Annotated in this window: 10 protein-coding genes; 1 reads left to right on the forward strand and 9 read right to left on the reverse strand. The window is 57.4% G+C overall.

Annotation, left to right across the window (positions count from 1 at the left end; translation table 11 throughout):
* Positions 1-25 precede the first annotated feature (25 nt).
* The 7 genes from R3F50_03915 to glpQ all read right to left on the reverse strand — a co-directional run bounded on the left by R3F50_03915 (position 26) and on the right by glpQ (position 7271).
* Entirely contained in the window at positions 26-1246 is a 1221-nt protein-coding gene (locus tag R3F50_03915; protein MEZ5489450.1) for a VCBS repeat-containing protein, read from the reverse strand.
* Positions 1247-1516: 270 nt separating this feature from the next.
* Complete coding sequence (locus tag R3F50_03920; protein MEZ5489451.1) at positions 1517-2074, reverse strand: HNH endonuclease; 558 nt, start codon at positions 2072-2074, stop codon at positions 1517-1519.
* Positions 2075-2223: 149 nt separating this feature from the next.
* Complete coding sequence (locus R3F50_03925) at positions 2224-2847, reverse strand: multicopper oxidase domain-containing protein (GenBank protein ID MEZ5489452.1); 624 nt, start codon at positions 2845-2847, stop codon at positions 2224-2226.
* A gap of 92 nt (positions 2848-2939) precedes the next feature.
* Positions 2940-4637 (reverse strand): multicopper oxidase domain-containing protein, encoded by a 1698-nt coding sequence (locus tag R3F50_03930; GenBank protein MEZ5489453.1) that lies wholly within the window; start codon positions 4635-4637, stop codon positions 2940-2942.
* On the reverse strand, positions 4634-5263 hold the full coding sequence (locus R3F50_03935) for a hypothetical protein (protein ID MEZ5489454.1): 630 nt from the start codon (positions 5261-5263) through the stop codon (positions 4634-4636). Before R3F50_03935 ends, R3F50_03930 begins: the two co-directional genes overlap by 4 nt.
* A 100-nt stretch (positions 5264-5363) precedes the next feature.
* Entirely contained in the window at positions 5364-6056 is a 693-nt protein-coding gene (locus R3F50_03940) for an SDR family oxidoreductase (protein MEZ5489455.1), read from the reverse strand.
* A gap of 192 nt (positions 6057-6248) precedes the next feature.
* A complete protein-coding gene (gene glpQ / locus R3F50_03945) occupies positions 6249-7271 on the reverse strand; it encodes a glycerophosphodiester phosphodiesterase (GenBank protein ID MEZ5489456.1) in 1023 nt (340 codons plus the stop codon).
* 550 nt (positions 7272-7821) lie between these two features.
* Here glpQ and R3F50_03950 point away from each other — a divergent pair.
* Positions 7822-7971: a hypothetical protein gene (locus R3F50_03950; protein MEZ5489457.1), complete on the forward strand. Its 150-nt coding sequence runs from the start codon at positions 7822-7824 to the stop codon at positions 7969-7971.
* A gap of 100 nt (positions 7972-8071) precedes the next feature.
* Here R3F50_03950 and R3F50_03955 read toward each other — a convergent pair whose 3' ends face one another.
* Positions 8072-11383 (reverse strand): M28 family peptidase, encoded by a 3312-nt coding sequence (locus R3F50_03955; protein ID MEZ5489458.1) that lies wholly within the window; start codon positions 11381-11383, stop codon positions 8072-8074.
* Positions 11384-11404: 21 nt separating this feature from the next.
* Positions 11405-12646 (reverse strand): biopolymer transporter Tol, encoded by a 1242-nt coding sequence (locus R3F50_03960; GenBank protein ID MEZ5489459.1) that lies wholly within the window; start codon positions 12644-12646, stop codon positions 11405-11407.
* Between the last annotated feature and the right edge of the window lies 1 nt (position 12647).

Raw genomic sequence — 12647 nt, forward strand, 5'->3', positions numbered from 1 at the left:
GCTGTTTTATCTGCCGCAGTTCCAGTTACCTGCCGCTGTTCTGGTAATAAACCACATTCCGGGTGCCAGTGCCGATGCCGACAATGTCCTTGAAGCCGTCGCCGCTGAGGTCGGCAATGGCCAGTCCAGCGAGACCGATACCGCCGATATCCAGGCCGATCCGCTCCCATGCCCCGGACCGGCTGTTGAACCGGTAGATGTACAGATTGAATGGCTCACTGCGGTGACCGGCGATAATTTCATCGGCACCGTCATTGTCCAGATCGGCAACCAGCAGGGCATGCCCGCCGACAAACTCAGTTTCGATGGCCTGTCGATTCCAGAGCGAGGCCGGGTCCGTGGCTGCGGTGTACACCACGACCTCATTGCCATGCCAGGGCTCGATGGCTGCGACGAATCGTTCACCGGATGGCAGAACGCCCATATCGACCTCGCTGGAGCCGATAGCCGGCCGCTCGCCGGCCAGCCCCGCACCGATCTGGCGGCGGGAAACCATCACACCGTCAACGCCCAGCCGAAATAACTGCACGCCCTGAAAACTTGCCGTCAATATGTCGGTCCGCGCGTCGTCATTCCATTCCACCATCTTTATGCCGTGGGCCATCTGCAGGCTGTTGTCCAGTACCAGGCCGGGCCAGGGTTCAGCCTTCGGGTCGGGGGGAATCTCGTAGGCGGTAAATTCCACGTTCACATCATAAAGAGGCGCCTCGGCGCCGACGCCGATGATGGGCAGATTGACCAACTCCATCCGCCCGTCACCATTGATGTCACCCCATTTCACGCGGTGGGCGGTAGGTATGGCATCGATGTAATGCATCGCCCATTCCTGATTCACGGTCGGATTGCCCGGGTTTTCAAACCAGTGAACCATGCCCCCTTCGGTCGATCGATTCAGTGCAAACTCGCTCGCCAGCACCAGGTCCACATCCCCGTCGCCATCGATATCATGAGGCGCGGTAGCGATATTGCGTTCCGCCTGGGTGGTAATCGTAAACCGCTCCCAGCTGGGATTCCGGTACCAGACAAACCGGGCGGGATTGGTGGACAGCGCAACGATGTCGAGGGCGCCGTCGCCGTCAATGTCCGCGATATCGACGCCGTAACCACCCTGCATGGTGTCATCCAGAGTAGTCCTGGAGAATGACACAAAGCCCCGCTGTGCATCGGCAATCTGACAGGCGGTCAGAAGACTGCCGAAAAGGATGAAAAGTCGAAAGCTGTAAAACGTTCTGCCTGGTCTGCCCATTGCTTAACTCGCTGTTTCCTATCTGGTGTTCTTTACTGTTCTTTTTTTGTGCCTGGCCCGGTGAAAACCCGGCGCACCGCGATGGCAATGGAACGAGTCCGCTGTGATGGAACGAGTCCGCTGTAGAGGCAGATCGCGGCCGCAATGGGCCGCGACTCGCTCGACCAGCGCGGATTTCCCCGATTCCTGCATTTCGCCGCCCCCTTTATACTGTGTCGGATGGGGAATTACCAGAGCACCAGGGCCGGGGCCTGTCAGGGACAGATAGGATCAGGAAAGCTTGATATGCGATGAAAACCTGGTTTTCAGGAACTCCATCTGGTCGACCAGGACATTGTGGTTGGTTAGATAAAGAAACTCATACTGATTGGGTACAAACGGCACCGCCAGCAGCTCCATGCCAGCCTGTTCCGGATTGCGATCCGCCTTGCGGTTATTGCAACGGCGACAGGAGGTAACGACATTGGTCCAGACATCCCTGCCACCGCGGGACAGCGGCAATACATGGTCCCTGGACAGCTCATGGGGGGAAAAGACTCCTCCGCAGTAAAGACACATATTCTTGTCCCGCCGAAACAGAAACTTGTTTTCGAGCGGTGGATCAAAGCTGTCCTGGTGTACCTTGCCGTCACAGGCGACGATGCTTGGCAGTTTCAATACGGTCTGCAAGCCGCGCCTGTTGAAGCCGCCTCGAATTTCCATCACGGTCCTGCCCAGGGACCAGATAACCTGTTCCTTGACGATCAGGGTGGCCGTCTCCTCGCGGGTCAGCCAGGACACCGGATAGCCCGCCTTGTTCAATCTTAATATCTTTGCCGATGAAGACATGACATAGCCGCTCGCAATAAAGCCAGGGAGCTGGACGAGAAACAGGCTCCCGGTCACCTTCTAACTGTTTATCGGCGCCACGATCTCAACCCTGAAGCAGTGACACCGCGGCCACCAGGGTTCACGTCAGCAGCTGGCAGTAAGGCCTGTTACTGGCGTTTACCGAGGAATACCAGAACCAGAAAACTCATGATAGCCATGGTTACGACCAGGGAAACCCCCAGCAGCGTTACCCGCTGCTGCTGCCGGAATGCCTGGCTTACGCCGGGAATGCTCCACAGGTCGCCACTGCCTGAGCCGACGACCAGTTGCCCCTTCATGCCCTTCTCCGTATGCTGCGTCATATCGCAGTGAACCAGGTAAGTCCGGTCATCACTGGGCACGATGAATGTGCCGGTCTGGGTCTGGCCCCCCGCTGCCTCGAGGTGAAACATGCCCTGGGGATACAGATAACGTGGCAGACCATGGAGCATCCATTGGTGTCTTATCTGATCCTCGTTGATCAGCGTGACAGTCACCCGACTGCAGGGTGGTACCCGGTATTCGTGCTGGCTCATACCAAACACCGCGCCAGGATAGTCGCTGGCATAGTCCCTGCCCACGCGCACCGTAAATTCATAGTCTCCCGTCAGGCTGGCACAATCCCGCGGCAGTTCCGTTGCGTTGGCGTTCATGACCAGACCCGTGGCATCGAAGCGCATCCCGTCCCCGTTCATGGCATGATGACCGGCCATGGCATGATGACCGGCGCTCATGACAGACTGTTGACTCACTGTGTCTGCAGTCCCCTGTGCGGAAGCCGCAGGCAAGTTCCAGACCAGGGCCCACTGCGCCACTGTAAACAGGAGGCTAGGTAGCAATCGCCTCATTTTATGCCGCCCCCCATCACCCTGAAAATCGACAACAGGCTGGCCCCGGCGGCACCGATTGCAATACCCAGGACCAGCAGGCGCAGAAACAGTCCCGATGACAGGCTGGTGGACTCCTGCGCAATGAGGGGCTGACGCTGGTAATAAGCGGGCTGAAAATAACCGGCCAGATTTTCCCCGGAAGTCCGCGGCCAGCCGTCCTCACCCAGAAATTCCCGGTAAACGATCGCACCGAGGTTACCACCGGGGCCAAGGCCATTATTGGTGACACCCCGCTCCTGGTGATCATGTAACAGCCAGACACCACTGCCATAGGCGTGCAGACCGTCATTCGCAGTGTTAAGTTCCAGATCCGTGCGCTGGGCACTGGCCAGCCAGAACACATCCCGGGTCACCCGGGCCAGGGGATCCAGGGCAACGCCGTCGTAATGGGTGGCTGTCGGCTTGTGCCCGTGGGTATGCAGGGCCAGGCCGACGCTGCCCCCGTTAAGTACCCGTAACTTGACCCGCTGATCCGGTTCGGTAACGATCAGCGATTCCTGGAAAGTCAACGGAAAAGACTTCCCGTTAAGCAGATAATAGTCACTGTCGGCAGTGGTTATATTGTACTCGCGATTGACCAGTCGTTCTGTTTCCCGAGGGTCATTGGATTGCTGGATCAGATTATTCAGGCCGGTATCCAGGTCGGTAAAATGCAGATCGTACTCGGCCGCGAAGCTTTCAGTTGAAGACCGGGAAGGTGCCCGGACATGACCGGCACCTACATTGAGAGTCTGCAGCCAGTTGTCCGGCCGGTTTTCCTCCACCACGAACATCCCCTGCAGACCCATCATCACATGAACCTGCACCTGGACATGGCAATGATAGAACATGGTGCCAGGCTGACGGGGCTGCATTTCATAGGTTCGGGCCTGACCTGGTTGCAGCGGTAACTCGCTGGTTACCGGCACGCCATCATTACCCTCACCATTGGCATCGAGGAATGGATGATCTACACCATGAAAATGCATCGTATGTGGCAGGTAGTGGGTGTTCTCCAGGGTGATAAAAACCCTGTCGCCCTGTTCAATTCGAATAGTGGGCGACGGAGGTCGCAGTATGTCCCTCGCCTGATTGGACTCGAAATTGACAGTTGCCATACCAAAGGTTTTAGGCGCAAAAACCCATAACCCGGGTGTGACACCCGGCGCTATTTCGAAGCTCGTTACCGGCAGGTTCGAATCCGGAGACGCCCCGTTCAGCTCTACAACTTCCAGGCGGATATGAATCTCATCGGGATCGCCGTCACCATCGAGATCGGCGCCCTTCTCTACCGCATCCGGAGTAAGCCCGGCGGCCATCAGAGTCTCCCGGGATACATTATTGGTCCCTCTGACAAAGGCTGCTACCGCATAGGGGTTGTCTGCCAGGCAGGCAAGCGACTCGCCAATGGTAACCCCCTCGATACGCTGAGCCTGACGCCAGTTGCCCGGATCCTGCGGGCAGAGTTCCGCTGCCGCCAGCGGGTCAGATTCCTCCCCGGCTGCCGCTTGGTCCGGCTGTATCTGCCGGTAGCCTGGCGTACCGAACCACTGCGCCAGTCTGATCCGCGTCGCGTCTGAATACCACTGCCCCGGTACCAGCAATACACAAACGACAGCCGCCACTGCTAACTGGATCAGGGCTATAAGTAATCTGGACAGTCGGGTATTCATAAAGTGGATTCGCGGTTCGCCCTCTTATCACGCAACTTCTGTAAACCGCCACTGGACAGCCAGTAAGCCAGCTGTAAAGCGATCAGCAAAGCAACGAAAAGTGGTATGGTGCCGAGATCGGCGCCCCCCACCTGGAAAAAGAACACGGCGTTGTATTGCCGCTCTCCATCCGGATGCAGGGCTGTAACCACGCCGATATAGGCGCCTTTCTCCTGGAACGCGTAATCAGCGGTGTAGTTGCCATCTGCCTGTAACGACGGCGGCTGATAGAAAACCGTGGCAGCTTCCAGGTCATCGATGGCCTGCACGTCTTCCCAGCGGGCAAACTCGCCCACGTCGTTAACATCGCGGAGAATCCGGAAATCAACCGGCATCTCACGCAGGAATTCGTGCAGATACTCCATCACAAAAACACTGGCAGCAACGTCGGGAATGTCTTCGCAGAACTCCTCGTTGGCGCTGATTTCAGGTTGATAAACAGTGAAGTGCGCGGTCAGAAACCCGATATTGATCACGCATTGGTCTTCTTCAAGAACTACGCCGCCGTGGCCCAGTGCAGATTGGTTTAGCAGGAATAAAAGCAGGCCAAGGCCTGCCCCGGAAATGTGCCGGACTGAATAGGTCATAATCTGGTAGTCGAAAAGGTGGCTGGAGTCGGGTCGCGCTGTCTGGTCTGCAAAGGTACCACGTTTACCATAGTCCAGGCGACCAGCTTGGACCTTTGGATCACCAGGGAATCTCGTTTCCGTCGTAATTATAAAACTTGCCCGAATCTTTCGTGCCAAGTCCGTCGATCACGGCGACCATCCCCCGGACACTGGTTTGCGCGTCTATCAGGGCATTCGGCCCCCCCATATCCGTCTGCACCCAGCCCGGGTGAATAACCACCGCCGTCAGGCCATCATCGGCCAGGTCGGCGGCCAGGCTCCGCACCACCTGGTTCAGCGCCGTCTTCGAACTGCGATAGATGTAACTTCCACCGCTCTGGTTGTCCTCGATGGAGCCCATTTTGGAAGTTACATAGACCAGCTTCCTGGCCTGGCCATGCCGGAAATTGTCCACCAGAAGCTGGGTAATAATCAGTGGGGCCACTGTGTTCACCCGCAGGACCGGCAGCCAGTCCTGCTCCGACACCTGACCGAAGCCCGCCGAGCGGGGCCCGTAGACTCCGGCATTGTTGATAAACACGTCTATCGCCTCGCCGCCCAGTCCGGCGGCAAACCGGTGGAGACTGTCGTCACTGGAGACATCCAGTTGTTGAATCCGCAGGCTCGGGTGTGAGGCCTGCAGCGCCTGCAGGGCAGCCGCCTGTTCCGGATCACGGCAGGTAGCAATCACCGACTCTCCGCGGGCCAGGTACTGGTTGGCAAATTCGAGTCCGATGCCACGATTGGCGCCGGTTATGAGGATTGTAGCCATGCTGTTTTCCCTTAAGGATTCTCTACTGAATTGTAACTGTTCAGGCGCTGGTTGCCCCGATGCCTGGTTTCTCGCCGACCTGACTCTGGCTGACCCAGTCCACCTGATTCAGCCCCAATCAGTCGACCAGCAGTTTACCGGTATCTCGACCAGACTCTCCGATTGTCACGCTCACTAAGCAGGCCGGGCCAGTCACCGTGATTTAAGAAACTGTACCGCACGGTCGGGGAAATCCGTAAACAGCCCGTCCACCCCGGCGCCGAAATAGTAATAGTCCAGCAGCTGTTCAAAACTGTCGGCGTAGCCCGGCACCTGCCCGGGATCAAGCCTGAAAGTATAGGGGTGGACCGCCAGTCCGTTGGCATGAGCGAGCTCCACCAGGTCCGTCGGCTGCACGTCTCCGGCCGGGGTATCCGATGGGATAATCAGCCCCTTGTCCGGGCCTATGCCATCGGCATAGCGGGCCAGAGTCGCCATGCCCTCGGCATCAAACATCCAGGCATACTCGTCGGGGTCTCCTATCAGCTGTACCAGTCGCAATGAAACCCCGGCCGCCGGCATGATCTGATCATGGATTATTTTCAGTTCCTCGTACTCGAAGGTTTGCACGAATACCTTGTCGTCCTTGCCGGTATAGCCGTAATCCTTCAGGGTGGCAATCAGCGCAGTGCTCAGATCCTTACCTTCCTGCCGATGAAAAGCCGGTGACTTGACCTCCGGATAGATGCCCGTGTTCTTGCCCGTCGAGCGATTCAGGCCCTGAATCAGCTCGATCTCCTCGGCCAGGGTATTGATTCGAAAAGCTGACTTCCCTACCGGAAACCGGTTTTCGTAGATTGCCGTTTCTTCACCATTTCTATTCCGAACACCTTCCCGCACGCGCAGGCTGCGGAGCTCTTCCAGGGTGAAGTCGATGACATAATGCCTGCCGTCTTCCCGCGCCCGCCCTGGGAATCGCGCAGCCACATCCGTGGTGCGATCCAGCGTGATGTCATGCATGACGATAAGCTGGTCGTCCCGGGTCATCACTACATCCTGTTCGATGTAGTCGGCTCCCATGGCATAGGCCATCGCTTTGGCCTCCAGTGTGTGCTCAGGCAGGTAGCCACTCGCACCACGGTGCGCGACCACCACTTTCTGAGCCAGTAATTCGCCGCCGGATAATCCCATCAGTACCACCCCCAGAAACCTGGCCAATAAACTCAACTTGCCCATCAGTATACTCCCGTATTCAAATTGACTGGCCGGGACAGGTCCCGGTGACGTTGAGCGTATCTCAACATGGTTTCTGCAGCATGACAATGCCTCTGACCAGGCAACAGCCCCGCCCGTGGTCACTAGCAGGGTTTTACCGGCGATGGCTAAAGCGTTAAGCGCATCACTGTTTATTCCCCGGAATCTGATTTCATAAGCATTGTCGGTGGCGGCCACGAATACCGTGGTTCACCACAGATCGACGTAATCAACCACGGCAGGATGATTTATCAGGTTCAGTGCGGCAATCACTTCTGCAACCTGCTGCTCAACCAGTCGTTTTCAGGTTCCAGGGACAGCGAACTGCATTACGCGAGGGAGAAGCCAGGCCACAGGGTAACCAGGCATTTTATGCTGCGGTGAAGCAATAAATTGCCGCTCAACAGCCTGCCACATTTGGCCATAATTCCCCACCGGATTGCCTCTTTGTTTGCTCGTAGTTTGCAGTGGGATGTTGCACACTGCGATGAGGAACCCATTGATTGAATCAGCGATATTGGAGAATTGATTGATGTTTAGTAAAAAAGCTCAGCACTGTCTTTTTGTGGAAGAAGAAACCTACAATTGGGCACCGGATTATTCAACCGCCAGCAAGAAGGCACTGCTGATCATGGGCCTGTTCATGCTGGGTGCCGTCGTTGCATTGACCCAGATGCGCTAATCCCGGAAAGCCGACTCAGCCACGTCAATAGAGCCGAAGACCCGCTAAACCGCCAACAACTTACCGGAGGCTTACCCGACCTCAGCCCCCAGGACACCGCCTAGCGCGACCGCAGGGTAACCGGCAGCACCAGCTCCTGGCCATCACGGCGGATTAACAGCTGTACCTCCTGGCCGGGAGATGATTCGCGAATCAGATTCGAATACCGCTGCAGGTCGGTAACTTCCGCGTCATCGTAACGTAACAGAATATCCCCGGCAGCAAGCCCTGCCTGTTCCGCTGCTCCCCCGGGCATCACGTCAGAGATTCTTACCCCCTCGCCGCCGTAGGTGAAGTCCGGAACTGTGCCCAGACTGGCCTCTCGGGCCGCGCCTGCGCCCGATTCGATCGCCACATTGGCACCTTCGAGGGTGACCCGCAGGGGCGCTGTGCGATCGCCGAGGAAAACCAATGCCTCTTCAACCCAGAGCGCGATATCCGACATCCCCGGGTAATCCAGCTTGTCAGCCGTATCCGACGGCCGGTGATAGTCAGGGTGGGTACCGGCGAACAGATGAATTGCCGGTATGCCGTTGTTAAGGAACGGGACATGGTCACTGCTGGCTATGACCGTGTCAGCCATGACCGAATCAACGCCGATAGTGAAGCCGATGCCCTGCGCCATGAACCGCCATTCATAGGCACTGTCCGCGCCAAAAACCTGCAGGGCACGATTTTCGAGTCTCCCGACACTATCCATATTCACCATGGCGAAAAGATCCCTTGGCTGGAATGGCGCCGGCGGATTCTCCACGAAGTAGGTGGAGCCCAGCAATCCGGACTCTTCGCCGCTGAAAGCCACAAACAGGATGGGCCGGCTGGGCGTGAACGCGCGGGACAGTTTGGCCGCCACCTCGAGCAGGATACTGACCCCCGATGCATTATCGTCGGCACCGTAGTGAAGCCCGCCGTCGGTTCCCAGATGATCGTAGTGGGCCCCGAGAATAACCGGCGCGTGACTTAAGGCCGGATCGCTGCCAGGAATCATGCCGATAACATTGCTGAGGGTAACCTCACCCAATCCGGCGACCTCAGTCTGCCATTGCTGCAGGTAGGAGCCTGCGGGCGCCTGCAGTCCGATCTGCTGAAATACCCCGGCAATATAGTCGGCCGCCCTATCGGCACCGGCTGTGCCCGCCTTCCGACCCTGCATGGCTGCCGAGGCCAGGGTGGTCACGTGCCGCTCCAGCTGCTCCGGCAGATACCTGGGAGGCAGCTCCGCCAGGGGCGGGACCGGTGGCAGTGCCGGCAACTGGTAACCGGCTGGCAGATCACCGGCCAGCCAGACCATGGGCGAATCGGGACTGGTCCAGATACCCTTGACATCATTGGTGGGTTCATCGCCCACGAAGCTGAGATAGGAATACTTCCCGTAGTGGGGCAGTTTCTCGATCATGCCGGGCATGGCAACCATGTCATCCACATGAATCCAGCCAATGGCCAGATCGGCGCTGGCCGGATGTCTGGCGGTAAGCACGGAGCTGCGGTTCTCAAACTCAACCAGACTGCCGGACAGTCTCAGGCCGTCAGCGAGAAATTCTGCTTCATAAAGCGAGACCTGCTCCGCCATCTCTTCGGCAAAGGGGTTGTCCCGACCAAGAATCCAGACCGATTGGTCCGTGGGTAACGATTGCAGCTCTTCGACCAAGAGCAGCTGAGCTTCAACACCGGCTCCGAACGCTTCCGCCAACTGGACCCAGTGTTCCCGGTTTTCCTGGGGAATAATAAAACTGATCTTGCCGGCTCCGAACAGCTGCCCGATGGTTGGTGGAATCTCCTCCCTGTCCAGTTGCCGGAACAGGTCGAAATTCGGGTCCACTACCACCGCCTGCAGGCCTTCGAAATTATCGGCCATCACACCCTGAAAAGTCTGGGACAGCTCGACCGTGGAGAATCGCGGCTGCCCCTCCTCCGCATAGTACAGTGCCACTGGAACATTCAATCGGTAAGGGTCGCCATCCTGCACCTGGGTGAACATGATGCGGGCCTGGTTGCCATTGTTTCTTTCCACAGAAACTTCAAGCTTGGGCGCGCCCACCCGGTTGACCCACTGATCGAAAAACGGCTGCAGATCCTGCCCGGTGACCTCGGAGAACAAACCGGCGACCTCGTTGAATCCGATCTGCTCGAACAGGTATTCCTGATAGAGCCTGCGCAGCCCCTGAATAAACAGCTCGTCTCCCACCTGCTGTCGGAGCATGTGCCACAGCATCAGGGTCTTGCCGTAGCCCACTGCCTGACTTGCCGCCGAATCGCGGGAGGTAAACTCAGACAGGGGAAAATCTGTCTCCTGCGCCACGTAGTTCCGGTACCGGGTGAGGTTATCCTTACGGTATTCACTTCCCAGACCATTCATTTCCTGGAACAGATGGTCCGCCAGATACGCGGTCAGCCCCTCACTCCAGTTGCCACTGTCATAATCCGGATACACACCGTTTCCCCACCAGTTGTGGAGAATTTCGTGGGGGTAGGAGGAATCAATAATGAAAGGAAAGCGGATTATCTGGGACCCCAGCAATGTGAAGGACGGCATGCCGTAGCCTGTCTCCCAGAAATTTTCTATCAGGGCGAATTTATCGAATGGATAATCGCCCAGCAGTGGTTCGTAAAGTGCCAGGTAGCGCGCCGTGGCATCCAGATACTTGGCGGCCAGGTTGGGATCCGGTTCACGCAGGTAGACCAGCATGTCGATATCACCTGACTGTTCCCCGTAACGGGTGAACTCGGCCGCAATCAGGTAAATCTCCTCCATGGGATTATTTTCCACCCAGCTGTTGGGCCCGCTGGCGCTGCCCTGGCTGATCGCAGTCCAGTTGCCGGACCCGGGAACAAACTCAACCTGCAGGTCAAAGCTCACCAGGCCCTGTTCGAAATTTGGCACCCAGAGACTGGCGCCGTTCAGATAGACACCCTGTTCGGTAATGATGCCCGAGGTTTCGGAAAAGCTTTGCGAATACTGGGCGGAGTTCTGCCGCGCCTGCTGGAAGATAGCGCCTTCGTACGCAATCTGCAGTGGACCCGCATCCTCTGCAGCCAAAGTCAGACCATAGCGGTTACTGGCGGCAGTGTCGGCGCCGGTGCTGTTTATGCCGATGGCGGTGCTTGAATCACTGCTACCAAGAGTGGTCAAGGGTACGGAACTGCTGGTGATTGTCAGCGCATCGTTGAGCAGAAAACTGGTGCCTTCCCCAGCCAGCCCAGCGGGCAGAGTAATACTGTCCTGCACCGCAATATGGCTGGAAAGGGGGTCCAGTATCACACGCAGACTGTGGTGTACAGTCTGCCGCCCGGTCTGCCCGTAGACTGCGGAAGCAAAGCAAAAAAGCAGCCCGACCCAGTGGCTGGAAGCTCGAAAGGGATTTCTTCTGCTCATATCAGATTACAACCCCGACCGTCAGTCCAGCCCCAGCAATTCCCGCGCCGCCCGGTCATTCCAGTCGGCGATATAGATCTGCGAGCTGCCGTCCGCGGTCCGCGTTGTGCTCCAGGCAATCTGACTGCCATCCGGTGAAAATACCGGCAGGATATCCGTACCCTCGGTATTGGTCACTCTGACCGGTTCCTTCAGACCTTCTGCATCAATCATGAACAGCTCGAAGTTGGCATGTCCAAGCACGTTGCTGGAATAGATAATGTAATCACCACTCGGGTGGAAGTAAGGCCCCCAGGATACCATTGCTTCCGCAGTCAGTTGACGCTGGTTGCGGCCATCGACATCCATGGTCCAGATTTCAGCACTGTTGCCGTCCGGATTAAATCGACGCCAGACGATCTTCTCGCCGTCGGCGCTGAAGAACGGGCCGCCATCATAGCCTGGAGAGAATGTCAGTTGCTGCACATTACTGCCGTCGGCATCCATGATGTACAGGTCCATAAAGTAAGAGCTGTCGTCGTCAAAAAGTTTCTGTTCCGCCTGGCTGAGCTGCCGCTGATAAGCTTCTCGGTTTGATGCGAAGAGGATTCTGCTGCCATCGGGCGAATAGGAGCCCTCGGCGTCGTAGCCGGGCGCACTGGTCAAATTGACCAGCGCACTGCCATCGGGATTGGCCTGATAGATATCGTAGTACTGATCGTAATCCCAGGCATAGGCGCGCTCCTGACCACTGTTTCGAAACGCTATCTCAGCAGCCTGTTTCTCTCCTGCCAGCGGATCTTCGTGGGTTGACGCAAAGATTACCCGCTCCAGGCTCGGATGAATCCAGGAACAGGTGGTCAATCCTGTTCCGGGCGATACCTTGCTGGTCGCCCCCGAGGCCAGGTCCATCAGAAAGATCTGGTAGAACGGGTTGTCCCCTGCTATCTCGCTCTGGTAGATGAACTGGCTGCCATCGGCACTGAAATACCCTTCGCCGGAACGAGCGCCTTCCGTCACTAACAGTCGGGTATTGGCGAGCAGGAGACTTTCGTTCTCGTCCAGATTACCGGTGGCCACAGGTGGTTCACTGTAGCCGGTTGCGCCAGCCGCGCCATCTGCATAGGACTCTTCCTGCCCTGTGGCATAGGAGCCGGCAGCGCTACCAGGTTCACCAGTGGCCGGCGCCGCAGCCTGGTCGCGACTTGGTTCATTGTCACAGGCAACCAGAATAAGCGCTGTTGCTGCCAGCGACAGTCGAATGCTTTTCAAATCCAGTTTCATA

This window comes from Gammaproteobacteria bacterium (assembly GCA_041395725.1).
Lineage (GTDB): Bacteria > Pseudomonadota > Gammaproteobacteria > Pseudomonadales > Pseudohongiellaceae > NORP240.